Origin of the sequence: Chitinivorax sp. B (genome assembly GCF_005503445.1) — a bacterium.
Classification (GTDB): Bacteria; Pseudomonadota; Gammaproteobacteria; order Burkholderiales; family SCOH01; genus Chitinivorax.
The window spans coordinates 51250-76229 of sequence record NZ_SCOH01000024.1; the positions used below are offsets into that span (position 1 = coordinate 51250).

19 protein-coding genes, 6 tRNA genes and 2 riboswitches are annotated in these 24980 nt (G+C 53.5%); of the genes, 13 read left to right on the forward strand and 12 right to left on the reverse strand.

What is annotated here, in order from left to right:
• Positions 1 to 66: 66 nt before the first annotated feature.
• Complete coding sequence (gcvH, locus tag FFS57_RS15075; protein ID WP_137938639.1) at positions 67 to 453, reverse strand: glycine cleavage system protein GcvH; 387 nt, start codon at positions 451 to 453, stop codon at positions 67 to 69.
• A 153-nt stretch (positions 454 to 606) separates the two neighbouring features.
• Positions 607 to 1698: a glycine cleavage system aminomethyltransferase GcvT gene (gene gcvT, locus FFS57_RS15080; RefSeq protein ID WP_137938640.1), complete on the reverse strand. Its 1092-nt coding sequence runs from the start codon at positions 1696 to 1698 to the stop codon at positions 607 to 609.
• 46 nt (positions 1699 to 1744) lie between these two features.
• Positions 1745 to 1849: riboswitch (glycine riboswitch) on the reverse strand.
• Between the two features lie 73 nt (positions 1850 to 1922).
• Positions 1923 to 2023, reverse strand: a riboswitch (glycine riboswitch).
• A gap of 147 nt (positions 2024 to 2170) precedes the next feature.
• Between gcvT and FFS57_RS15085 the strand changes: the two genes are divergently transcribed.
• On the forward strand, positions 2171 to 3199 hold the full coding sequence (locus FFS57_RS15085) for an AI-2E family transporter (protein ID WP_137938641.1): 1029 nt from the start codon (positions 2171 to 2173) through the stop codon (positions 3197 to 3199).
• Positions 3200 to 3261: 62 nt separating this feature from the next.
• On the opposite strand, the gene recJ is transcribed toward FFS57_RS15085, so the two are convergent.
• Complete coding sequence (recJ, locus tag FFS57_RS15090; RefSeq protein WP_137938642.1) at positions 3262 to 4950, reverse strand: single-stranded-DNA-specific exonuclease RecJ; 1689 nt, start codon at positions 4948 to 4950, stop codon at positions 3262 to 3264.
• Positions 4947 to 5975, reverse strand: a complete 1029-nt coding sequence (locus tag FFS57_RS15095; protein WP_171013976.1) for a phosphoglycerate mutase — start codon at positions 5973 to 5975, stop codon at positions 4947 to 4949. Before FFS57_RS15095 ends, recJ begins: the two co-directional genes overlap by 4 nt.
• Before the next feature lie 199 nt (positions 5976 to 6174).
• Between FFS57_RS15095 and FFS57_RS15100 the strand changes: the two genes are divergently transcribed.
• From FFS57_RS15100 to gltX, 3 genes are all read left to right on the forward strand, one after another.
• Positions 6175 to 7419 carry a lipoprotein-releasing ABC transporter permease subunit gene (locus FFS57_RS15100; RefSeq protein WP_137938644.1) on the forward strand — a complete coding sequence of 415 codons (1245 nt, stop codon included), beginning with the start codon at positions 6175 to 6177 and terminating at the stop codon, positions 7417 to 7419.
• Positions 7412 to 8086 (forward strand): lipoprotein-releasing ABC transporter ATP-binding protein LolD, encoded by a 675-nt coding sequence (gene lolD / locus FFS57_RS15105; RefSeq protein ID WP_137938645.1) that lies wholly within the window; start codon positions 7412 to 7414, stop codon positions 8084 to 8086. The genes FFS57_RS15100 and lolD overlap by 8 nt, the downstream gene beginning before the upstream one ends.
• A 239-nt stretch (positions 8087 to 8325) precedes the next feature.
• Positions 8326 to 9711 carry a glutamate--tRNA ligase gene (gene gltX / locus FFS57_RS15110; protein ID WP_137938646.1) on the forward strand — a complete coding sequence of 462 codons (1386 nt, stop codon included), beginning with the start codon at positions 8326 to 8328 and terminating at the stop codon, positions 9709 to 9711.
• Between the two features lie 66 nt (positions 9712 to 9777).
• Here the strand turns inward: gltX and hrcA are convergent, their stop codons facing one another.
• A complete protein-coding gene (gene hrcA / locus FFS57_RS15115; protein ID WP_137938647.1) occupies positions 9778 to 10800 on the reverse strand; it encodes a heat-inducible transcriptional repressor HrcA in 1023 nt (340 codons plus the stop codon).
• Between the two features lie 360 nt (positions 10801 to 11160).
• On the opposite strand from hrcA, the gene FFS57_RS15120 reads away from it, so the two are divergent.
• The 3 genes from FFS57_RS15120 to pstS (FFS57_RS15130) all read left to right on the forward strand — a co-directional run bounded on the left by FFS57_RS15120 (position 11161) and on the right by pstS (FFS57_RS15130) (position 15218).
• Positions 11161 to 11841 (forward strand): hypothetical protein, encoded by a 681-nt coding sequence (locus tag FFS57_RS15120; protein WP_137938648.1) that lies wholly within the window; start codon positions 11161 to 11163, stop codon positions 11839 to 11841.
• Between the two features lie 891 nt (positions 11842 to 12732).
• The gene (pstS, locus tag FFS57_RS15125) at positions 12733 to 13785 is read left to right on the forward strand and encodes a phosphate ABC transporter substrate-binding protein PstS (protein WP_137938649.1); all 1053 of its coding nucleotides are present in this window, start codon (positions 12733 to 12735) and stop codon (positions 13783 to 13785) included.
• Positions 13786 to 14174: 389 nt separating this feature from the next.
• On the forward strand, positions 14175 to 15218 hold the full coding sequence (pstS, locus tag FFS57_RS15130; RefSeq protein WP_171013977.1) for a phosphate ABC transporter substrate-binding protein PstS: 1044 nt from the start codon (positions 14175 to 14177) through the stop codon (positions 15216 to 15218).
• A gap of 97 nt (positions 15219 to 15315) precedes the next feature.
• Here pstS (FFS57_RS15130) and FFS57_RS15135 read toward each other — a convergent pair whose 3' ends face one another.
• Positions 15316 to 15912 (reverse strand): arylesterase, encoded by a 597-nt coding sequence (locus FFS57_RS15135; RefSeq protein WP_137938651.1) that lies wholly within the window; start codon positions 15910 to 15912, stop codon positions 15316 to 15318.
• Here FFS57_RS15135 and FFS57_RS15140 point away from each other — a divergent pair.
• The 6 genes from FFS57_RS15140 to FFS57_RS15165 all read left to right on the forward strand — a co-directional run bounded on the left by FFS57_RS15140 (position 15899) and on the right by FFS57_RS15165 (position 24065).
• A complete protein-coding gene (locus FFS57_RS15140) occupies positions 15899 to 16627 on the forward strand; it encodes an ABC transporter ATP-binding protein (protein ID WP_171013978.1) in 729 nt (242 codons plus the stop codon). The genes FFS57_RS15135 and FFS57_RS15140 overlap by 14 nt on opposite strands.
• Complete coding sequence (locus FFS57_RS15145; RefSeq protein WP_137938652.1) at positions 16624 to 19113, forward strand: ABC transporter permease; 2490 nt, start codon at positions 16624 to 16626, stop codon at positions 19111 to 19113. Before FFS57_RS15140 ends, FFS57_RS15145 begins: the two co-directional genes overlap by 4 nt.
• A gap of 9 nt (positions 19114 to 19122) precedes the next feature.
• Positions 19123 to 19452, forward strand: coding sequence for a DHCW motif cupin fold protein (locus tag FFS57_RS15150; protein WP_137938653.1), 330 nt, complete (start codon positions 19123 to 19125; stop codon positions 19450 to 19452).
• Between the two features lie 9 nt (positions 19453 to 19461).
• Positions 19462 to 20034, forward strand: coding sequence for a DUF2946 family protein (locus FFS57_RS15155; RefSeq protein WP_137938654.1), 573 nt, complete (start codon positions 19462 to 19464; stop codon positions 20032 to 20034).
• A gap of 119 nt (positions 20035 to 20153) precedes the next feature.
• Entirely contained in the window at positions 20154 to 21977 is a 1824-nt protein-coding gene (locus FFS57_RS15160; RefSeq protein ID WP_137938655.1) for an alkaline phosphatase D family protein, read from the forward strand.
• A 261-nt stretch (positions 21978 to 22238) separates the two neighbouring features.
• Entirely contained in the window at positions 22239 to 24065 is a 1827-nt protein-coding gene (locus FFS57_RS15165; RefSeq protein WP_137938656.1) for an alkaline phosphatase D family protein, read from the forward strand.
• A gap of 109 nt (positions 24066 to 24174) precedes the next feature.
• On the opposite strand, the gene FFS57_RS15170 is transcribed toward FFS57_RS15165, so the two are convergent.
• The 6 genes from FFS57_RS15170 to FFS57_RS15195 form a co-directional block, all read right to left on the reverse strand.
• Positions 24175 to 24251, reverse strand: a tRNA-Asp gene (locus FFS57_RS15170).
• Positions 24252 to 24276: 25 nt separating this feature from the next.
• Positions 24277 to 24352: transfer RNA gene (locus FFS57_RS15175), tRNA-Val, on the reverse strand.
• Between the two features lie 51 nt (positions 24353 to 24403).
• Positions 24404 to 24480, reverse strand: a tRNA-Asp gene (locus FFS57_RS15180).
• A 25-nt stretch (positions 24481 to 24505) separates the two neighbouring features.
• Positions 24506 to 24581: transfer RNA gene (locus tag FFS57_RS15185), tRNA-Val, on the reverse strand.
• A 51-nt stretch (positions 24582 to 24632) separates the two neighbouring features.
• Positions 24633 to 24709, reverse strand: a tRNA-Asp gene (locus tag FFS57_RS15190).
• 23 nt (positions 24710 to 24732) lie between these two features.
• A tRNA-Val gene (locus FFS57_RS15195) sits at positions 24733 to 24808 on the reverse strand.
• Positions 24809 to 24980 lie beyond the last annotated feature (172 nt).

The following is a 24980-nucleotide window of genomic DNA, read 5'->3' on the forward strand; positions in this document are numbered from 1 at the left end:
CGGCCAGCCGTCACCGGCCGAAAAAACAACAGCCCCGCGGGGCTGTATGTCCACTGCGAAACTGCCTTAGGCACCAATTTCCTTGGCATAGGCGGCCGCATTCATGCAGCCATCCAGGTCAGCCAGATTCATCGGTTTGATCTTGAAGAACCAACCGTCACTGTACGGATCGGTATTGGCGAGTTCAGGGCTGGCCTCGAGTTCCTCGTTGATAGCCACGACTTCACCGGCAATCGGACAGTACACGTCAGATGCGGCCTTGACCGATTCCACGACGCCGGCCTGGCCATCCTTATCCAGCACTGAACCTACTTTTGGCAATTCGACAAATACGACATCGCCCAGCAGTTCCTGAGCGTGGTGGGTGATGCCGACGGTAACGGTACCATCCGCTTCTTGGCGCAACCACTCGTGGGATTCAACATACTTCAGTTCGGCGGGGATCGTGCTCATGATGCTTTCCTTTTGTTTGTAGGGCGGGTACAAACCGCAGCCCGGCTTTGGATAACGGCGGACAACGGCCAAGCGGCTGTCTCCGTCCTACATCGACGCTAAAATTGGGGGCCCAGGCTACACGGTACGGCTGGTGTGACTGGCAGCCTCTTGTTATTCGTAAACCTTTTTACCGTTGCGAACGAACGGCATCTTGACAACTTTGACTTCTACCAGCGTGCCACGGATGTCCACCTTGGCAGTACTGCCGGTACCTGCGGGTACGCGAGCCATGGCGATTGAGGTTTTAATGGTGGGAGAGAAGGTGCCGCTGGTGGTGATGCCTTCGCCCAGGCCATCGACCACAACTTTCATGCCGTCACGCATGACACCACGGCCTTCCAGCACCAGTCCGACCTGCTTCATTTTGATGCCGGCAGCCCGCTCGGTTTCAATGATGTCGCGGCCAATGAATTGACGATCGGTGGGTTCCCAGGCAATGGTCCAGCCCATCCCGGCCTGTAATGGGGAAACGGTATCATCCATTTCATGGCCGTACAGGTTCATGCCGGCTTCAAGGCGCAAGGTGTCGCGCGCCCCCAAGCCACATGGGGCGACGCCGGCTTGGACCAATGCCTGCCAGAAAGCGGGGGCTTCAGTTGCGGGCACCATGATTTCCAGGCCATCTTCACCGGTGTAACCAGTACGGGCAATAAACCAATCGCCTGCAGGTACACCCTGGAAGATTTTCAGGGACTGGATTAGCTCAGCCCTGTCTGCAAAGGCTGCACATGCCTTGGCAATGGCATTGGGGCCTTGTACGGCAACCATGGCGAGTTCGGGGCGTTCAGTCAGTGTGACATCGAAACCGGCAGTTTGCTTGACCATCCAGGCCAGATCCTTGTCACGCGTGGCGGCATTGACCACCACACGATATCCCGAAGCAGTCAGATAGACGATCAGATCATCGATCACACCGCCTTGCTCATTCAACATGCCGGAATAAAGTGCCTTGCCGACGAAGCCCAGCTTCGCGACATCGTTGGCAATCAGGCGTTGCAGGTAGGTTTTTGCGCCACTACCTGTTACATCGACCACAGTCATGTGGGAAACATCGAACATGCCGGCGTCAGTACGTACCGCTTCATGCTCTTTCAGCTGTGAACCATAATGGATAGGCATTTCCCAGCCAGCGAAATCGACCATTTTGGCACCACAGTCGACGTGGCTTTGGAAGAGGGGCGTGCGTTGCGGAGCGTTGGTCATTGAGTGAGTCCAGGTTCGTTCGTAAACGGGGTTTTACCCATCATAGACTCACCCCTCTGTCCTTGGTACCTGAGATTTTCCGGCTGAAAACAGCCGTTAGCCCCTTCGGCGGATGGCTTTGAATCAGCCAACTCTCTCCAGAGTGATTGGACGCTAGCGCGCCACAGCATCTGCTGGCCAGACCGTTCTGCATGTTGGATAACATTTATGAACGGCAGCGTCTGCTGCATCATGCAGTCCTTGTTGCCTGAGCGATTCCGGGTGAATTTGCGCCTTCGGCGGCAGCGACGCCTTTGGCGGCGCTGCACTCTCCTGCATGAACGGGCGAATTATCGTTCAGAAGCTGGTTGAATGGCAACACGCGCATCACCATGCATGCAAATAGCCATGTAACTTGAACAATCGATAGTTAGGTTGACGAGGCTGGCAAAACACTTATGATGCGTGTTCGTCAAGATTTCCCTCGGATTTTATGAATACTGCATCAGGCCGTTGGACGGCACCCAATCTGCGATTTGCTGCGTTTGCCTTTGCAGCGCTCATCTACATGCTGGCGGTGTACGGTGGCATGCTCGTCCCGTTATTTACCGGTTTGTTGACTTTCTGGTGGGTGGAATCGTTGTCCCGAGCCTTGGTTGGTCGTCTTGGTTCATCCGGTCGCGCCAAATGGATTGCTGTGTCGACCATTGCCATTCTGGTGGTGGGGTTGCTGACAGCGGTGGTGACGGGTGCTATGTTCTTCTTCAAGCCGCATGGCATGCTGGAGGAGCTGTTGCAGGAAATGGCCGATGCGGTTGATTCCAGCCGGGCCTGGTTGCCTGCATTCATTGCCAAATTCTTGCCACCGCGTAGTGAGCTGTTGGGTGAGGTGGGCCGACTGCTGCGGGAACACGCCGCCATGGTTGGCAATATTGGGTTGGGTGCGCTGAAAGTGTTGGGCTATGCTTTGCTGGGGATGCTGCTGGGAGCTATGATCGCATTTGCCGATATCGTTGAATATGCCCGTCTGGGGCCGGTGGCCAATCAGTTGATGACGCAGATGGCGGCGGTACGGTTGGCTTTTGCCCGTATTATCTCGGCACAGGTGAAAATCTCTGTCCTGAATACCACGCTGACCGGCCTGTATCTGGCGGTGGCGCTGCCTTTGATGGGCGTCCATCTACCATTTACCAAGACCATGATCGTTGTGACGTTTGTGTGTGGTTTGTTGCCGGTGGTGGGTAATTTGATCTCCAACGTAGTCATCTTTCTGCTGAGTTTGCATCATTCGTTTGGTGCGGCCATCGGAGCGCTGACCTATTTGATCGTAATTCACAAACTGGAATACTTCTTCAATGCCCGCATTGTTGGTGGTGAAATCAAGGCCAAAGCCTGGGAAATCCTGCTGGTCATGTTATTGATGGAGCGGGTGTTCGGGCCAGTGGGTGTGGTGGCGGCACCGGTGTTCTATGCTTGGTTCAAGGACGAATGGCGGCGTTGGGATGTGCCAAAATTCAAATAAGAAGGGAGTATTGCGACTCCCATGAAAAAAGCGAGATCAATTCATCTCGCTTTTTTGTTGCTTCAAGCCGTTTCCCAGTGTTCCAAAATCAGTTGTAGCGTCGTATTGCCATTGTACTCATTGGCACTGAGCCGATAGACGGCCCGCACCCGTTCCGGTAAAGGAGTGGCGTGATTGAACAGCATGGCATCCAGCACTTGGCCCTGGTTGGCCAGCTTGAGTTTAAGGTGTCTGTCTGCAACCACGCGCTGATTGGCGACATGGAATTCCCCATGAAAGGCGGGTTGGGGAAAACCTTGTCCCCATACGTGGCGATTTAGATTGGCGGCAATATCCAGCGAGAATTCGCGAGCACTCAGCTCGCCATCGGTCAGGAATTCGCGCGCCAGATCGTCGGCGTGCAGCAGGCTGCGTGCCACGTCATCAAACGCCTGCTTGAAGTGTTCAAAGTCACACTCACGAATGGTCAGCCCGGCTGCAGCAGCGTGACCGCCAAATTTCAGGATCAAATTTGGATAACGCTTGGAGAGCAAATCCAGTGCATCACGCAAATGGAGTGGGCCGATAGAGCGTCCGGAGCCTTTGATCTCTCCCTCGTGGCCAGGGGCAAATACAATAGTCGGCCGATGAAAACGATCCTTGACGCGTGAGGCCAGAATGCCGATTACGCCCTGATGCCAATCATTCCGGTACAAACTGATTGCATAACGGTCATCGGCGTTCAATCCATCCAGAATCGCTAGGGCTTCTTCCTGCATGCCGCTTTCGATGTTGCGACGCTCCCGGTTCAGTCGATCCAGTTCGCTGGCCAATGCCAGTGCATGGTCCACATTGTCGGTCAGCAGGCAGGCAATGCCCAGTGACATGTCGTCCAACCGGCCGGCAGCATTCAGGCGTGGGCCTAAGGTAAAGCCCAAGTCGAAACAGCTGGCCTGGGCAAATTGGCGACCAGCAATGCGAAACAGGCTCAGAATGCCCGGTACGGCCCGGCCGGCACGCATACGCGCCAACCCCTGACTGACCAGAATGCGGTTGTTGTGGTCGAGTTTGACAACATCGGCCACTGTGCCAAGTGCGACCAAGTCAAGTAGATTGCCCAAATTGGGGCCACTGCCATCGCCAAATGCGCCACGTTGGCGCAATTCGGCCCGTAAGGCCAGCATGACATAGAAAATGACGCCGACGCCAGCCAGACTCTTGCTAGGGAACGGACAATCCGGCTGGTTGGGGTTGACGATCAATGCCTCTGGTAATGTATCGCCCGGTAAATGGTGGTCGGTAACCAGTACGTCAATGCCAAGTGTCTTGGCAGCTTGGATGCCGTCGACGCTGGCAATGCCGTTATCAACGGTGATCAGCAGGTCGGGTTGTCGCTGGGCTGCCAATTCGACAATTTCGGGCGTCAGGCCATAACCATATTCAAATCGGTTGGGGACGATGAAATCAACTGTAGCGCCCATGGCGTTTAATGCACGCATGGCGACAGCACAGGCCGTGGCGCCGTCTGAATCGTAATCGGCAACGATCAACAGGCGTTCACGGTGCGCAATGGCATCGGCCAGTCGGCTGGCGGCGGCTTCAACGTTCTTCAGTTGATGAAATGGAATCAGTTTGTCCAGGCCGGTTTCCAAATCACCTGGATGACTGACTCCGCGCGCAGCGTAAAGGCGTGCAAACAGTGGAGGCAAACCACTACTGACCAGCTGTTCAACATGGGTGGATTGATAGGGGCGGGTACGAATCGTGCTCATGTCGGATCTCCAGCGGATGCCCAATGGCCGAGCGATTGGCTGCCTTTCCAGAACTGCCAGCGTGCAGTCGGTTTGATAAGGCAATCAAAATACCCAGGGGCCACTAGCAATAGGCTATTGAGTTGTCCACTGGCCAATAGTGTTTTCATTGGGGTGAACCAGTCTTGTTCCAGGTGTAACAGCGTTTCCCGCCAACCATAGGCATCGCCATAGGAGGCAGCCCCGCTTAAGCTGTCAAGGATAATCAGTTGTTGCTCGCCCTGCGCTTGACCATGCCATACGGTTGCTGTGGCGGGCAAGTTGTCAAAGGGTAGTTGGGCGGCGTGGGCCAGTGCGGCCGCCTCGTGTTGATCTGCCCAGCATTGTTGATAAGGCTTGTGCAAGCTTGGCGGCAAAGTGCCGCCGCCCCAAGGCCAGATACTGTTGATCGTCGGGTCGCCTGCCGCATCTCGTGCATCATTGACTGGGTGGTTGTACAACAGCATTTGCAGTTCGTTCAGCAGGTGGTGCCAGTGCATGGCGTCGTGCCCCTGTGGTAGGTGGCGATGGATATCCTGCCCGATGACGTGCTCGACCGGTACTACCGTGATGTGGGGTGTTTGATTGCAGCGTAGATACCAGCGATTGGGATAGGGGGCGATGAAATGCAGACCATCTTCCGAAAAATGTTGATTGAGTGAAGCCATAATTGCATCGGCCTCGTATTGGGTGATCGACAGAATCCCGCTGTCCGCCAGAATCAATTGGTCGCGATTGACTTGCAGGTGCACCGGGTCGGCGCGCATCCAGTAATCTCCAGCCGGTTCGGTACCGTCCAGCAACAGGCTCAATGGCGCCCAGGGCAACATGCCATCCGTCGACATGCCAAACCGCTGCGCCAGCCAGTGGTGTAGTGACAGGGGCTGAGGTGCATGTGCACCACGGGATAGTAGCCAGCTTAATGCGGGCAAGGGCAGGTCACGGTAGATTTCCGGCAGTGCCGGATCAGGCCAGAACAAATGCGGGGTGACAAGCGTCAGATGCATGAGCGATGAATGCGGGCATGACGGGAAAGCGCGCATTCTACACTTACCATTTCCACCATTGATGCAGTTTTTTCCTTCGGTCAGTGTTGATTGATCACTGAATAGGCATGGCCGTCGCTGTGCCTTCGGGTTGGCATAAACTGGAGCCGACTTCTCGGATGTGGCACACTGCCGGCTCCATAAATTGAGGTAATGTCCGTTGACGCCATTTGAGTTGTTCGTCGGCTTGCGCTATACGCGCGCCAAGCGGCGTAATCATTTTATTTCCTTTATCTCCGGTGCTTCCATGGTCGGCATTGCGCTGGGCGTATGGGCTTTGATCGTGGTGTTGTCGGTGATGAACGGCTTTCAGAAAGAAGTCAGGGCACGCATGCTGTCAGTGGTGTCGCATGTGCAGGTGGTCGGCCCGCGCGACCGGTTGATGGATTGGCAGTATGTTACGAGCCAGGTCAAACAAAACAAACAGGTGGTGGCGACCGCACCTTATGTCACAGGGCAAGGTCTGCTGAGCTTTGATACCACAGTCAAGGGTATTGCCGTCCAAGGTATTCTGCCAGTTGCTGAAGCCACAGTGTCTGATGTGGCCAAGCACATGAAGCATGGTCGCATGGATGCTCTTGTGCCCGGTGCGTTTGGCATGGTTTTGGGGCGTGGGGTGGCGCGTGAGTTAGGTGTACAGCCTGGTGACAAAGTTACCTTGATCACACCGCAGGGCCAGGTTTCCCCAGTGGGCACTATGCCACGCTTCAAGCAGTTCACGGTGGTGGGTGTGTTCGAGATGGACCTGTTCCAATACGACGACACCTTGGCTTACATTCATATGACAGATGCGCAAAAGTTGTTTCGTTTTGGTGATGATGTCAGCGGCGTTCGTTTGAAACTGGATGATGTGATGCAGTCGCCCAGCGTCGCACGGAATCTGATCCATACACTGAAAGCGGATGCCTATGTGATGGACTGGACACAACAAAACGCCAATTATTTCCGTGCGGTACAAATCGAAAAGCGCATGATGTTCATCATCCTGACCTTGATTGTGGCGGTGGCGGCATTCAATCTGGTTTCCACGCTGGTGATGACGGTCACCGACAAGCAGGCTGATATCGCCATCTTGCGCACCATGGGGGCATCGCCAGGTTCCATCATGAAGATTTTTGTGGTTCAGGGATCGATTGTCGGTTTCATCGGCACCATCATTGGTTCCCTTGCTGGCATTGTGACGGCGCTGAATATCGACGTGATCGTACCGACCATCGAACGTTTCATCGGCACCAAAATTCTGGCAGGCGAAGTCTATTTCATTACCGAATTGCCCTCTGACCTTCAATGGATGGATGTTTCGACCATCACCGTTGTGTCGTTGATTCTTTCCCTGTTGGCCACGATCTACCCAAGCTGGCGTGCTGCCCGCATCAATCCGGCGGAGGCACTGCGCTATGAGTAAGCCAATCATTCATTGTCAGGCGGTTGAAAAGATCTTCCTGCAGGGCAAAACGGAAGTACCCGTCTTGCGGGGTATCGATTTCACGGTGGAAAAGGGCGAGATCGTTGCGATCGTGGGTGCTTCCGGTTCTGGCAAGAGCACTTTTCTGCATGTGGTGGGCGGCTTGGATAGCCCGACACGTGGCCAGATCCAGATTGATGGCCAAGAGATCGCCAAGCTGGATGAGCGCCGCAAGGGGGAATTGCGCAATCGGGCTTTGGGTTTCGTTTATCAGTTCCACCATCTGCTGCCAGAATTCACCGCGCTGGAGAACGTCGCCATGCCTTTGCTGATCCGTCGTGAAACGGCGGCATCTGCTACGCAGCAAGCCAAGCAGATGCTGGAGCAAGTTGGCCTGGGGCATCGTCTGACCCACAAGCCGGGTGAGCTGTCTGGCGGCGAGCGCCAACGTGCTGCCATCGCTCGGGCGTTGGTTACCAAGCCCGCCTGCTTGTTGGCCGATGAACCTACCGGCAATCTGGATCGCAAGACAGCCAATGAGGTGTATGAGCTGATGCTGAACTTGAACCGACAATTGAGCACCTCGCTGGTGCTGGTTACACATGATCAGGAGCTGGCCGCCAAGGCGGACCGGATTCTGCATATGGAAGATGGGGTGCTGAGGTAATCATCCGGCTGGCTTTGCCACTTGGCCTGTCATCATCATCCGTCAATAAAATGACAGGCCAAGTCGTGCGCGCTGGGTTTCCTATTTGCATGCTCAGTAAATACCCTCATCAAAACACAGGGTGACTGCCCAGCAAATCTGCAGCTACTGGCTGTGGCGAGTCAGTGGGACCCAAGCCCGTGCTTAGGTGGCCTACATTTTTCAGGTAGAATGTACCGTTTTCCCGCAACGATACGTTCATCATGATTCGCACGCGTTTTGCTCCTAGCCCTACCGGCTATCTTCACATTGGCGGTGTACGCACCGCACTGTTCTCCTGGGCTTTTGCCCGTAAGCATGGCGGCACCTTTGTGTTGCGCATTGAAGACACCGATCTGGAGCGTTCCACCCCTGAATCTGTCAAGGCGATTCTGGATGGCATGCAATGGGTGGGGTTGGCGCATGACGAAGGCCCGTTCTATCAAACCCATCGCTTTGACCGCTATAAGGCCGTCATCCAGGAAATGTTGGTCACAGGTACCGCCTATTACTGTTACAGTTCGAAGGAAGAGTTGGACCAGATGCGTGCCGATGCCGAAGCACGGGGTGAGAAGCCGCGTTACGACCGGCGTTGGCGCCCGGAGGCAGGTAAAACATTACCCCCTCCACCTGCTGGCGTGCAGCCTGTAGTGCGCTTTAAGACGCCATTAGATGGCGTGGTAGCGTGGGATGATGCGGTGAAGGGCCGTATCGAAATCAGCAATGATGAGTTGGATGACTTGATCATTGCCCGCGGTGATGGTGCGCCAACCTATAACTTCTGCGTGGTGGTGGACGACTGGGATATGGGCATCACCCATGTGATTCGCGGGGATGATCACGTCAACAACACGCCGCGTCAGATCAATATTCTGAAAGCATTGGGCGCACCTGTGCCGGTTTACGGCCATTTGCCGATGATTCTGCGTGAAGATGGCCAGAAGATGTCCAAGCGTCGTGATGCGGTGAGCGTGGTGGAATATGCCACCATGGGCATCCTGCCTGAAGCGCTGTTGAACTATTTGGCGCGTTTGGGGTGGGGGTATGGCGATGCGGAATTCTTTACCGTGGATCAGTTTGTGGAATGGTTCAGCCTGGAGGGAGTTAGCCCCAGCCCGTCGCGTTTTGATAAAGAAAAGCTGATGTGGTTGAATGCACAGCATATGAAGGCTGCAGACAACATCCGTTTGGCTGATCTGGTTTTACCGCGCCTGACGGATAAGGGTATTGTCACAGATGCCGGGCCTGTCTTGGCGGCGGTGATTGGTTTGGTCAAGGAGCGGGTGCAGGATCTGAATGCCTTGGCAGAGCAGTGCGATTACTTCTACCAGAAGCGTGCCCCGTCTGCCGAAGACTTGGCCAAGCATCTGGATGACGCTTCTGCGGCTCGTATGGCCCGTTTCGCAGCCAGGTTGGCTGGGTTGTCGGATTGGACTGCTGAAGCGATCCATGGCCTGTTCAAGCCCTTCTGCGAAGAGGAGGGTGTCAAGATGGGTCAATTGGGTATGCCGCTGCGGGTGAAGGTATGTGGTACCACCCAGACTCCGTCGATTGATGCGGTTCTGACATTGATCGGTAAGGAAGAGGTGTTACGCCGGATGGCATAAGATCTTGCAGGGTATGGAAAAAAGCCGGCATGTCATTGCCGGTTTTTTTATGGCGTGGGTTTATGCTCAGGCGTGCGTGGCTACTGTTAATGCGCTGGATAGTAATTTGGCGGTTACATCCACGATTGGAATCACTCGCTCATAAGCCATGCGTGTGGGGCCAATGACACCTACTGTGCCAACGACTTCTCCATTCACTTCGTAAGGTGCGGTGACAACGGAGAACTCATCCAGCGGGACGACACCTGATTCGCCACCAATGTAAATCTTCACACCTTGAGCCTGTCGGCTGATTTCCAGCAACTTCAACATTTCTGTTTTGTGTTCGAACAGGTCGAATAGTCGACGCAGGCTATTAACGTTGGATGAAAAATCATCAATATTCAATAGGTTACGCTCGCCTGCAATCACGTATTGTCCTCCTGCACTAAGTGTTTCATTGCTGGCGGCGAGCGCCGCAGTCATCAGGGCGCTGATGTCCACCTGCAATTGCTTCAATTCATCGCGCAGTGAAAGGGTGATGTCGTCCAGCGTCTTACCGGCGAAATGCAGATTAAAGAAGTTGCTGGCCAAGGTCAGTTCTGCCTGGGTATGCGTGCGATCGGTCAGCAGCATTCGATTTTGCACATCACCCTCGGGGGTTACCAGAATCAAGAGCACCCGTTTTTCGGAGAGTGGAATGAATTCGATGTGTTTGAACACATTGCTAGGAACTGGGGACATCACCACGCCGGCAAACTGTGTCAGTTCGGATAACAATTGGGAGGCTGAACTGATTAATCGTTGCGGGTTATCTGGATGCAGTTGCTCTTCCAGTTGATGGATCTCAACAGAGTGCAGTGGTTTGACGGTCAGTAATGTGTCGACAAATACTCGGTAGCCCAGTGGCGTCGGAATGCGGCCAGCCGACGTGTGGGGGCTGGTGATGAAGCCCATTTCTTCAAGATCTGCCATGACATTGCGTATGGAGGCAGCTGACAGGTCAAGCCCGGAATATTTGGATAGCGTCCGGGAGCCAACCGGCTGGCCGTCGCAGATATAGCGTTCGACCAGTGTCTTGAGCAGGATTTGCGAGCGTTCGTTCAACATACTTTGCATTGTGTCACAAGTGATCGAAATCCTGTTGACGTTTGTTGTATCAAATATCATTATATTGTCATAAAGCAGCATTGCATCAATGGGTGTGATGTGTGTGCCAGTGGCATGTCAATCGGTATTCAACCTAGTATTGACGGGCTTTCTGGTGGATTCAAGAGTTATATGGCATCGGCCCGGCTTTCCTTAATGAACGTTGTTCAGTAAAAAACAATGCGATTCAAGGTATTGGTTTAACCATTCGGGTAACTACTTATTGTTGACAGTGGAAAATTTAGAGTTTACATTCCACTCCAATTTGGGTGGTGCGGTGCTATATACATATTAATAAATCGCACTTGTTGAGGAGACGCGATGAAGTTGCGGTGCTGCCTGTGCGGCATGCTGCTGGGTGCGGTAAGCATTCCAGTGGCTGGGGCGCCAGTAGGGTGCAACCCGCTCATCGAACCAGTGGAGCTGCGGGGTGAGGAATCACCCCGCAGTATTCCCGTTTTCATTCCCCGTGATATGGTGGCGCGTTTGCCCGGCTTTATGGTGCAGCCCCTCATTACACCCAATAATCTGCCCGAGCCTGGGTTGGGTTCTTCGTATTTGCCTCATATTGAATCTGCCGGGTCGTCTGCTGATGTGGTAACTGATGCGCACCCTTATTCAGGGCAATCTGATAACCCACTGAGCATGGTGGGTATCAAGCTGGTTAGCTTGGCGCAGTCAATTGGACAGGGTGTCAAAGATGTGGCCTTGACGGCTGGTCAGTTCACAATTGGCAAGCTTGCGCCGTTACTGGGGGTGGATCTCAGCCGTGCTCGCCTCAAGCCTACCGGTTTGAATCTGGTTGCAGATGTCGGTATGGCTCAGGCAGGCCGCCCGCGGTATGTTGGTATCAATAATGCCAATCCATCGCTGAATGCTATGCTTGATCGAGAATGGCAAAGCATGGAGCGTGCGCAGGCACATAGTCCGTCTGCTTGGCAGCCGCCTGGTGGTAAGTGGGAGGCTGCGGCAACCATTGGTATTGATTACCGCTTCGAGTAGTTCTTCCTTTCTTTGATTTCTCCTCTGAATTCCATCTCGATGTGAGCGGGTTCTGTTTGGCTATTGGATTCAACATGTTTTGATGTTGGATCGCATGGCTGTTGGCAAGGCTTGGCTCTGGCTTGTGTTGTGGGGCGATATTACTTGATGGTTCGACGAGGCACTGGTGCCTATGCTGTGAATGCTGGCTAGGTCTAGGTTGGACGTACCGCCAAAACCTGATCATTGCCTCCTATAAATTGATGGGCATAAGCTTCATTGCTTGCATTCTCTGGTGGTGTGGCAGGTTTTTTTGCAGTGCGTGATGGAGCTGCTGCACCTCGCCCTGCGATTTCTTCTCATCATCTCGTCTGTTTTTCCTTTCGTCGGATTGGTGCTGGTTTTCGTAGTTTTACGAATTGACCGCCTGATGCCGCTACAGCACTGTCATGTTCGGCATTTGCTCATGTTATTTATATATTCAATAAAGATAAATTATTTGTTGGTATATTTTTGAGATTTGTAGGTAGTTATGCCAAGATTTTTCTGGGGTTTCGCTATTTGCTTTTCATGTTGGATGTTTATTTTATTCGTTTTAAAACAATGTATTGTTTGATTTAAAGTTGAATTTATTGGTAGTAATACTGACATGTCTATTATTTTATAATACTTTATTGATATTCTAGTAATTGATAGAATTAATGCAAATGTGTTGTTGGTTGGGCTGGGGCCATTCTATTGATCGGGTAGCCATTTTTCTGCCGAGATTTTCAGTTCAAGTATCTGATGTTGAATGAAGTTGTCGCTAGTGAGCATCTTTTCCTTGAGCGTGGTTGTAAGCAAGTCCAGCGTTTGTTAGCACTGTTTGGGACAGTGCTCCTGATTAATGATTGATTGTTGAGGTGTGTTGTGGTGTTTATCCGTAGTTCCATGTCATTGGTAGCTGTTTTGGTTTCGTTGGGTTTGGCTCAACAGGTGGGTGCTGTTGAGGTGATGGGCGCTGGTGCGCCATCGGCCGGGGCGATTTACTCGAAGTGGGCGGATGGGTGGCAGAAAAATGGCGGCCATAGTCTGCGATACGAAACCATGGGTCCAGTCAAAATCATTGATGCGGTCAAAGCAGGTAAGATTGATTTTGGCGTGACGGATGCGCCGCCCAGTAATGCAGAGCTGAGCAAGATTGGCATGGTGGCATTCCCGACGGTGATGACCGGTTTGGTGCCGGTGGTGAATGTACCGGGCTTCAAAGGTGGTCAGCTGCGTCTTAATGGTGACGTGCTAGCCCGCATCATGAGCGGCAAGATTACCGATTGGGCAGATCCGGCCATCGTGGCATTGAATGAGAGTAATCATCCGGCCTCTAAGCCAATCAAGGTGATTACCCGTGCCGATAATTCTGGTTCTACCTTGCATTTGAGCAGTTACCTTTCCGCAACGTCACCGGAGTGGAAGTCTGCATTCGGTACTGGTTACATCGTCAAATGGCCTGCAGGTACCACAGCAGTCAAGGGCTCGGCGGAAATGGTCGCTGCTGTTAAGAATACTGAAGGTGCGATAGGTTATGTTGATTTCGGTACCGCTGTTGAACAAGGGCTTGCCGACGTTCGCATGGAAAACCATGCTGGGAAATTTGTCCGCGCTACGCCTAATGCTTTTATCGAGGCGTTGCAGAACAGTAGCTGGCCTAACAAAGGCGATTTCGATGAAAAGTTGACCAATATGCGAGGTTCAGGCAGTTGGCCAATCGCGACAGCAATGTTCGCGGTGATGCCCAAGGTGGCCGACAACGTGCCGCGCACGACTGCCGCAGCGCAATTGTTTATTCGAGGTTTTATGTCTGGGGATCGTGCAGTCAACTCAATGTCTTATGCACCGCTGCCTGTTACCGTGCAGGGCAAGGCCACCAATACCTTGTCAGCAATCCGTGATAAGGCTGGCCAGCCGTTGCCGATGAGTTTCTTCTAATTCATCGTCATCGTTGGACAAAGCCGGGGAGGGGTATTTACCACCTCCCCGGCTTCATTTTTGCGTGATGCGATGTCATCGCATTGGGCTTTAAAAGTTGGCTACGATGAAAATAGCCAAGTAGGTCAGAATCATGTCGCGAATGACCTTGATGCTGTGATCGCTATGGCCATTCTTGTCGGTGAATGAAATGGCAGGTTGGGGATGGAGTTCTTGCCTGCTGCCCGTCAGCATGTGATGAAACGATATTGATTGCAGTTGGGGCTGTGCTGCGTATTTCTCGAAAATCGCTATCTCCAGGCACTGAAGTAACACGGCGCCAAGTAGTGTGGCAGGGCAAGATGGGCTAAGCTCCGTTGAGCAATGTTGAATTGATTGGGGAGGGAACCGTGCGCAACTTGTATCTGGCTGTTTCGGTAGTAGTGATTTGTGTCTGGACACCGTACACGCATGCAATAGAGTTGTCTGGGGCAGGTTCATCCGCTGCGGCGCCGCTTTACGCCAAATGGGCGGCAGAGATTCAAAAGAATGGTGGCCACTCGCTTCGGTTCGATCCGATTGGTTCAGCAAAGGGCTTGGAGGCAGTTAAAGCGGGCAAGGTCGATTTTGGTGCAACCGATGCATTGCCACCTGGTGCAGAACTGGCCAAGGCCGGCTTGGTTGCCTTTCCGACTGCAGTGACTGCTGTCGTGCCGGTGGTAAACCTGCCAGGCGTCAAGTCAGGTCAAGTCAAACTGAATGGGGAGCTGCTGGCCAAGATATTCAGTGGCAAGATTGTGGAGTGGACTGATCCGGCGATTGTGGCCTTGAATGATGGGGAGCGCGTACCATCTAGGCCAATAAAATTGGTTGTACGTTCGGACGGTTCTGGATCGACATATGCGCTGACCGAGTATCTGGCGCAGATATCGCCTGACTGGAAGGTCAATCAGGGTGTTGGTTTCAACATCAAATGGCCGGCTTGGGCCGTACAGGTAAAAGGAGCGAGTGGCGTGGCAGCATCGGTCAAGGCTACCGAAGGGGCAATTGGCTATGTGGATTATGCAACCGTTGTTGAGTTGGGCTTGACGGATGTCCGATTGATCAACGGTGCCGGCCGTGCCGCAAAAGCAGGACCTGCCAGTATTACCGATGCATTGTTGAATAGCGGCTGGTCAACCAAAGGTGACTTTGACGAAAGGCTGATCAACAAGGGTGGTAATAACACTTGGCCCATGGTCACTGCGACATTTGCATTGGTGCCCAAGGTGCTTGATAAGGCAAAAGGCGATGTCTTAGTAGAGTATTTCGTGCGTGGATTCATGCGCGGCGATAGCGCAGTCAATAGCTTGTCATTTGTGCGCCTACCTGATCAAATCAAGGGCAAATCGACCAATGCCTTGTCGCTGGTGCGTGACAAATCCGGCAATTCGTTCCAGATGACCTTTTTCTGATCTCATCCAGTTCACCCAGATCAGGTCTGGAGGCAGTCAACCCGCATGCTGCTCTCGACAGGGCGCGATAGGGCGCCCTGCAGCATTGGGTGGCTGCTTAAGGCTTGAAGTTCTTCAATGCTTTTTGTACCCGATCGACAATGAATGGCTGGGCTGCTGCCGTTGGGTGAATCATGTCGTTTTGAAACCATTCCGGTTTATCTGCAAACCCTTCCAATAGAAATGGAATCAACGGAACTTTGTGTGCCTGTGCCAGTTCCGAGTACATGTCGGCAAAGCGTTGTGTATAAGGCTTGCCAAAGTTGGGTGGTAGTTGCATGCCAACCAGTAGTACTTTGGCTTTGCTGGCCTTTGATTTTTCAATCATGGCGCCAAGGTTTGCCTTGCTATGCTTTAAAGGTAGGCCGCGTAAGCCATCATTGGCACCGAGTTCCAAGATGACAATGGTGGGCTTGTGTTGCTGTAATGCTGAATCCAGTCGCGACAGGCCGCCTGATGTGGTCTCGCCGCTGACACTGGCATTGACGACCTGATAGGCTGGTGTCAGTTTGGCACTCAATAAATGTACCCAACCCTGATTTTGCGGCAGGCCATAGCCCGCAGATAAACTGTCACCGAACACCATGATTACCGGTGCCGCTTGTGCCATTACTGGCCATAACCATAGAACGAGTAAACGCATGAAACGCGACATGAATGTTGCTTCCTCAAAAGATTCGACCACTGGCGATGTACCGATTGTGAAGGCGACCCGGTTGGTCAAGCAAGTGCCAATGGGGGATACACTCCTGACCATTCTGCATGGTGTGGATCTGACCGTCGCCAAAGGTGAGACGCTGGCGATTGTGGGTGCATCCGGTTCTGGTAAGTCCACTCTGCTTGGTTTGCTGGCGGGGCTGGATGTTCCCTCAGAGGGTGAAGTTTGGCTGGGTGGTGCCAATCTGACGACGTTGAATGAAGATGGGCGGGCTCGTGTGCGTGGTAATCTGGTTGGCTTCGTGTTTCAGTCCTTCCAATTGCTGCCGGCCCTGACAGCGCTGGAAAACGTGATGTTACCGCTGGAGCTGGCAGCCAAGCCGGATGCGGAGCGATCTGCCACTGAATGGCTGCAGAAAGTCGGTCTGGGCGCTCGGCTATCACACTATCCCAAACAGCTGTCGGGCGGTGAACAGCAGCGGGTAGCATTGGCGAGGGCTTTTGCCGGTAATCCGCAGTTGTTGTTTGCGGATGAGCCGACAGGCAATCTGGATACCGCCACAGGGCAACAGATTGTCGAATTGTTGTTCGAGCTGAATCGAGCACAAGGTACGACACTGGTCTTGGTTACACATGATTCCCAGCTGGCGGCGCGTTGCCATCGCCACGTGCGGATTGCTGCAGGCCGAATTGATCAGGACGATGCCGCATGAACACTTGGCAGAAAATCAGATTGGCCATGCGCATGTTGCGTCGGGATATGCGGGCTGGTGAATTGAATGTCCTGCTGCTTGCATTGGTGATTGCAGTAGCAGCCATGACTAGTGTGGGCTTTTTTACCGAGCGAGTACAACGGGCACTGAATGAACAGGCAAATGACCTGCTTGGTGCGGATCTGGTCGTGAATGCCGACAAGCCGATCGCTTTGGATTGGCAGCAGCATGCGCATTCTCTGGGGCTGACGCTGGTGCATACCACCACTTTTCCAAGCATGGTACTGGCAGGTGATGGGGCGCAGATTGCTTCGATCAAGGCGGTGACAGCGGGCTATCCGCTGCGAGGACGGTTATTGCTGGGTGAAGCTTCCGCCGTCCGACAGGCCAAGGGTATTCCACCGCTTGGTACATTGTGGGCAGATGAGCGCCTGCTATTGCGATTGAATGCCAAGGTGGGCGATACCGTACAACTGGGTGAGGCGACGTTCCGAATTGATGCGCGTATCGAACGTGAGCCAGATGCGGCCATCGATGTATTCAATTTCATGCCGCGGGTCATTATCAATCAAGCTGACTTGGCTACGACCCAGTTGATTCAGACGGGTAGTCGGGTCAGGTACCGCTTGCTGGCGGCAGGGCAAGCCAAGCAGGTGGAAGCATTCCGTGTCTTTGTCAAACCCAAGATTGGTCGTGGTCAGCGGTTGGAAACGGTACAGGATGCGCGGCCCGAGGTGCGCAGTGCGTTGGAGCGTGCGCAGCGATTCCTCGGGTTGGCGGCTTTGTCCAGTGTAGCGCTGGCTGGCGTGGCAATTGGATTGGCAACCCGACGTTATGTTGAGCGGCACCTTAACCCGGTGGCCATGATGCGTTGCTTGGGGGCCAGTCAGCCCACGATTTTTCAGTTGTTCATGTGGCAGTTCACCTGCCTGGCCTTGTTGGCCGGTGTTGTAGGGGTGGGCGTGGGATTCGTTGCGCAGCATGTGCTGGTGGATACCCTGGCAGGGCTGGTGGATCGTGCACTGCCAGCCGCCCATTGGTTGCCGGGTGTACAGGGCTGGCTGCTGGGTACCTTGTTGTTGTTTGGCTTTGCCATACCACCGCTGATGCAATTGAAGCGTGCATCCACATTGCGGGTGCTGAGGCGCGAAGTGGCAGGTGATGTGGGGAGCCGTGCCATGTATGTGGCGGGCGCGGCAATGTTGATTTTGTTGCTGATCTGGCAAGTAAATGAACCCAAGCTGGCTGCCTATGTGCTGTCTGGCTTTACCGCCGGTATTGCAGTGGCTGCTGGGGCTGGATGGGGGCTGATGTGGCTATTGCGCCGTTTCAATCGGCGCGCGGGGATCACCTGGCGATTTGGTGTGGCTAATCTGTATCGCCGAAAAGGGTTATCAGTGGTGCAGATTGTGGCGTTGTCACTGGGTTTGATGGCTTTACTGACGCTTACCCTGGTGCGCGGTGATCTGCTGCAGTCCTGGCAACAATCGGTTCCGCCCAATGCGCCTAATCGTTTCGTCATCAATATTCAGCCTGATCAACGTGATGCGCTGAATCAGTTCTTCAGCGCTAAGCAGATGGTGATGCCAGCCAGCTATCCGATGATCCGTGGGCGCTGGGTCAGCAAGAATGAGCAGCAGGTGAAGGGTGATCAGTATCAGGAAGAAAATGCCCGTAATCTGGCAGAACGCGAGTTCAATCTGTCCTGGGCTGATAAGCCACAAGTAGATAACCAGATCGTGGCCGGCAAATTCTGGACTCCAGGAGACACCAAGCCACAATTCAGTGTTGAAGAGGGCTTGGCAGAGACATTGGGGATCAAGCTGGGTGATCGTCTGACATTTGATATTGCCGGGGTGCGTTATACCGCACCGGTGACCAGCCTTCGCAAGGTCAACTGGGATTCGTTCAATGTGAACTTTTTTGTGGTGGCAACGCCTGCCATGTTGGCCAAACAGCCAACCAGCTTCATCACCAGTTTTCATCTGCCGGAAGGAGGGCAGGTGGTAGTGAATGATCTCGTACGTGGCTTTCCTAACATGACGGTGATTGATGTCGGTTCGGTATTGCGCGAAGTCCGCGGCATTATCGAGAAGGTGGCCGGGGCGGTTCAGTTTGTTTTCCTGTTTACGCTGGCTGCAGGCCTTGTGGTGCTGCATGCCGCTTTGGCTGCCACGCAGGATGAGCGTCGGTTCGACAATGCGATTTTGCGTACATTGGGGGGGAGTCGTCGGCAACTGATGCATACCACCTTGGCCGAGTTTGCCAGTATCGGTGCAATGGCCGGTGCGGTGGCCGTGCTGGCAAGTGGCGTGCTGGGATGGGTCGTGAGTACGCAGTTGCTGAATCTGCCTTACCAATTCAACCCACTGCTGCCGGTACTTGGAATTGGCGGCGGAGCATTGGCCGTGATGTTGGCCGGTTTGCCGGGCATGTTGCGACTTCTGCGTACGCCGCCGTTGCATGTCCTGAATCAATCAGGCTGAGGGGGCGCGATGCAAATTCAAGATGTCCCGTTTGGGATTACGCAATGGCAGGAAATTGAGCCAACAGTGCATGCGGGTGAGATCGGAGGGGCAAGCTGGTGTACTTGCCAGTTTGGCGAAGTGCGGGGGCGAATGGTGACTTATTCGCCGGGTTACAAGGCAGATCATGGGTGTAGCAAGGGGCATATCCTGCTTTGTTTCAATGGTGAGCTGCACGCCGAATTTGCCAACGGCCGTGTATTTGTTTTGCAACCCGACATGAGTTACCAGGTGGCGGATCTCGCCGAACCTCATCGATCGTATACCGATGTGGGCGCAACATTATTTATCGTGGATTGATAGCGATACATGGATGAGCAGGTCATCAAGGCCATGGCCAAGTGGCCGAATGTGCCGGCAGTGTATGGCTGGCTAAGACTGGATCGGCGCGGTCGATGGTGGGTGCGCGATGAGCAGATACGCAATGATGCCATGTGTGCCTTCATCGGCCGGAACTATGTGCAGTCGCCTGCGGGCGACTATTATTTTCAGAATGGACCGCAGCAGGTATTCGTCAGCCTGGTGGCCACCCCATGGATTTATCGGTTGCAGGGTGGGGATGGGTGGCATTTCATCAGTCATACCGGTTTACCGGTTCGGCCTGCAATGGCGCTGATGGACGAGGAAGGTGCCCTATACCTGATCACCGAACTGGGCCTCGGTTTGGTAGATGAGCAGGATTTGCTGGCCTTGTCAGAATGCCTGGTGGATGAAATGGACCGGCCCGTCACTGAGACGGTATTGCTGGACTGGTTGGCGGAGAGTGGGCGGGCAGGGAAGTTGCTGATGGATCTGGGGGATTGCAAATTGCCGCTGATGTGGGGTGAAAAACATGATCTTCCAATTGGTTATGGATTCAATCGTGAGCCGCGGCCCGGGTGATAAGCGGTTCGTTTTTGGGCGAACATTGAACAAAATGTAACAAAAACGGCGTAGCTTACGTGCCTTTTTGTTAATATTTGCCGGTTAACGACGTTTACCAACAAGAGGAGACTGTAATAATGGATCGTCGCGCGTTTTTGAAATTGGGTGGTTTTCTCACCGTGTCTGTCGCAACCACAGGGCTGGTTGGTTGCGGTAGCGATGGCGGCGGCGACTCGCCCGCACCGGGCACCGGCAAGGTATACAGCTTCCCGCAAGGGGTGGCGTCAGGAGATCCCAAGTCTGGCAGCATCATTCTATGGACGCGAGTCACGCGGAATGATGGCTCGGCAGCGGATATCAACTTCAAGGTACAGGTATCCAAAGCAGCAGATTTTGCCAGCTTGATCGTTGATTTTGCGCTGGTGGCCCAGGCAGGGTGGGATAACACTATTCGCCACAAAGTGACGGGGCTGGAGCCAGCAACTACCTATTACTATCGGTTTGTCGCAGGTGAAGATGTATCCATCACTGGTCGTACCAAAACTGCACCGGCTGTAGATGCGGACCTGTCCAGTCTGAAATTTGCCTTCATTTCCTGTCAGGATTGGACGGTCAACCATTGGGCTGCATTTGACGAGTTGGTGAAGGAAGACATCGACTTTGTTGTTCATCTCGGTGATTACATCTATGAAACAGTCGGTGAGGCTTTCCAGACAGGCGGGGTAGAGGGCGCTCATGGTGCATTGACCCTGCCAAATGGTACGGTCACCAAATCCGGTAAGGGCCACTACGCAACAACTCTGGCGGATTATCGTTATCTATACAAGAGCTATCGTACTGATGTACGGTTGCAGGCATTGCATGCCAAATTCCCGATTGTCGCAATCTGGGATGACCATGAGTTCAGTGATGATTGCTGGGGTGATCATCAGACTTATACCACGGACAATCCGCAACAAACAGATCGCCGCAAGTCTGCGACCCAGGCTTGGTACGAGTTTATGCCTGCTGATGTCAGTTTTGATGCTAGTCAGCCTGATTTTTCCAAGCAGATCAGCAATTTCCGTGATTTGCAGTTCGGTAAGCTGATGCACTTGATTGTGACCGATCAACGCTTGTTCCGTACCGACCACGTGATTCCGGAAACCTTGTCTCCATTGGGTGAGGTGGGTAGCCGCTATTTTGTGAAGCAGACTGACCTGGTTGGTGCCGAGGCGCAAAAGATCGCAGCGGCAACGGCACAGACTGCCGGCTTGCCGGGCGGCCCTTTCCCATTGGCTGCAACCTCGGTGTTGGGTGAGCTGCAACGCGGTTGGTGGAAGCAGAAGATGGCCATGTCGACTGCTACCTGGAAGGTATGGGCGAATGAAGTGTCATTGCTGCGCATGCAGGTCAATCTAGCTACGGTAGCGCAGTTGGGGCTGGCCGTGCCTGATGCTTTCAAGAACAACTATATCCTGAATGCAGATCAGTGGGATGGCTTCAATGCAGAGCGCAAGGATATGATGGGCTTCCTGAAGACCAATGGCGTGAAGAATGTGGTGGCAATCACGGGTGATATTCATGCATTCTTCGCAGGTAGTGTCATGGATGACTATGATGCGGCTACCCCGACCCCCGTCATGGTGGATCTGGTTACTGCCGGGGTATCGAGCAATTCATTCCAGTCCTATTTCAAGTCAGTGGTTGATTCCAATCCTACTTTCGCACCGCTGCGTGATTTGATCTACAAGGGAGATGTAAATACCTTCGATTTCTATCTCAAGGCTTTCAATCCCTGGGTTACTCATGCCGATACCGACGCGCAAGGCTATGCGGTAGTAACGGTGACGCCAGACAATTTGACAACTTTGTTCAAGAAGGTCGGCCGTTTGAGTGATGGCAAACTGCCTCTGCAGACTGTTCAATACGCAACACGATTGACGGTGACAAAAGATACGGCGGCGGTTGTCGTTGGCTGATTACAGATGACTGGATGAAAAAGCCCGCGTTGATCGCGGGCTTTTTCGTGTCTGGTTCATGGGTTTGCTGCTGATTCGGCATTGCATCGTATGGTCTGGCGACGTTGAGTTGGAGTGAAATGGGGGCTAGGGTTTTCCCTGATTTTGTATTTGTGTTATTAATGCGTATCGGCATGACCGAAGCAGGGCGAACTGGCCGGTAGACTGTTAGCCCCGATAAACGCAGCTGGGTGAACCGGCGCATCAGGAGAGGGTGGCAAGATGGATAGACGACAGTTCATGAAGCTGGCGGGGAGTTTGACGGTAATTTCGGCAGCGGCTGGTTTGACCGGGTGCCAATCTTCCGTCAGTGGTGGCGATTCCCCGGATGATTTCGATTTAACCAAACATATTCAGCAAGCCGCGCAAAATGGCTCAGCGCCAAACCGCCCTGGTGCTGGTGTGTATAAATTTCCACAGTCGATTGCATCCGGTGACCCGAAAGCCGATTCGGCCGTGTTTTGGACGCGTGCGTTGCGTGCAGATGGCGTGGTGGGTGACGTGCCTATGAAGCTGGCGCTGTCAAAAACAGCCGATTTTCGCTTGATTCAATTTTATGACGTAATCGCCAAGCTGGATCTGGATGGCACGGTACGAGTCAAGATCACGGGTCTGGAGGCAGATCAGACCTATTATTTCTGCTTTGTGGCGGATCGCGATGTGTCGCCGACTGGGCGTGCGCGAACATTGCCGGCGGCTGATGCTGACCTCAACAAGCTCAAATTGGCCTTTATCAGTGGTTTGGATTGGAGTTATAACCATTGGCAAGGTGCCAGTATTTTGACTGACGGCGAGTCGGATATTGATTTCCTGGTGCTGCTGGGGGATGGTCTGAGTGCATTGGTGCCACCTGAAGCCAGCAAACTGACTGTTGAGTCGACACATCGGCCACTCAGTCTGCCGAACGGATTGACGATTAAAGATAAAGGAAAGCTGGCCAGCTCATTGGATGATTTTCGCTATCTGTATCGTACCTATCGTGCAGATGCTCGTCTGCAGGCCCTGTTTGCGCGATACACGCTATTGCCAGTGTGGGGTGATCAGGAGTTTGCGCCAGATGCCTGGCAGGATCATGAAGGTATAACTAGCGCCAACGAGCAGCAAACTCAACGCCGACAAATGGCTACATTGGCCTGGTTGGAGAATCTGCCAGTTGATTGGAATGACCTGCACTATACCGCTGGTGCGGCTGGATTCCAGCAGATCCGGCTCTATCGGGATTTTCATTGGGGCACGTTGCTGCATTTGTTATTGACCGAGCAGCGTCTGGCTCGGTCGGATCATGCAATTCGCGAAGATCTGCCCCATTTGCCAGGTAATCAAACCGGTGCATTGGGTGCGCGTCATATGGTGGTGTCCAGTGTCATGCAGAACAGTGAGCCGGTTGGGCAAACGTTACTTGGGATGGAGCAGAAAGCCTGGGTCAAGGAAACGTTGCGTCACAGTACTGCGCGTTGGAAAGTGCTGGGTGGTGAAAGTAGCCTGTTGAAGATGTCGCTGAATCTGGCGGGCCAGCAGTCGGTTGATTCCTTATTCCAGCAGTCTTATTTGCTGAGTGCAGACCAATGGGATGGCTATGATGCAGAGCGACGTGAGTTGGTTGGCTTTATACGGGATCAGCAAATACAGAATGTGATTTCTCTGTCCGCCCCTGGCGCCTTCATGGCGGGCGAGGTATGGGGCGATTATCGTCAGGCTCGGAACCCGGTCATGCTGGATTTTGCAACCGCTGGTATGTCGGCACCTTCCTTGTTGGAGCGGATTGCCGACATGGCATCAACAGAAAACGTCAGCTTGTCCGGCCTGTTGAAGACAGCCAGTACGATCGATCAGATGATGGCTGAACAGAATTCGACTTGGTTGCAATACGTCAAAACAGGTGTCAGGGGATATACGGTAATGACTTTTCTGAAAGACAAGCTGGTGGTGGAGTATATTGAACTGGCCGAAGTGTCGAATGGTCTGCCGCCGATCAACCCATTCCGAAGCCAGACGACCATGTTTGTCACGCCAGGCAAATTACAGATTGATTTTCCTGGCCGAGGATAGTCGATGCGGGCCAGCAATCTGTCATCAAAAAGCATACCTCTGATATTTAGGTAAGCATTGGGTCGTTTGAATGATCCAAGAGGAAATATAGGGAGGCAGTATGAGGATTTGGCGGAGCGGACGGGACTCGAACCCGCGACCCCCGGCGTGACAGGCCGGTATTCTAACCAACTGAACTACCGCTCCGCAGCGGTATGACATGAAATCGATCTGGTGGGCGCTGACGGAGTCGAACCGCCGACATTCTGCTTGTAAGGCAGACGCTCTACCAACTGAGCTAAGCGCCCATTACACGTTGTTACTGTGCACGGGATTTCATGCTAAAACAGGATTGTTGCTGGCGGAGCGGACGGGACTCGAACCCGCGACCCCCGGCGTGACAGGCCGGTATTCTAACCAACTGAACTACCGCTCCGCAGCGGTATGACATGAAATCGATCTGGTGGGCGCTGACGGAGTCGAACCGCCGACATTCTGCTTGTAAGGCAGACGCTCTACCAACTGAGCTAAGCGCCCATTACACGTTGTTACTGTGCACGGGATTTCATGCTAAAACAGGATTGTTGCTGGCGGAGCGGACGGGACTCGAACCCGCGACCCCCGGCGTGACAGGCCGGTATTCTAACCAACTGAACTACCGCTCCGCAGCGGTTCTTGACGCAATGTTTGGTGGGCGCTGACGGAGTCGAACCGCCGACATTCTGCTTGTAAGGCAGACGCTCTACCAACTGAGCTAAGCGCCCGTTGCGTCGAAGAGGGGCGCATTTAATCATGCTTTATTGGAGGGGTCAACACCCTTTTACAAAAAACTTTCGATCGGGCACATGGCCTTGAGATGGACCGCCAGGGCGCACCAATGCTCGATTCAAAAAAATGAATAACTTGAATGCGGTGGTATGTATATTTCATGATTGA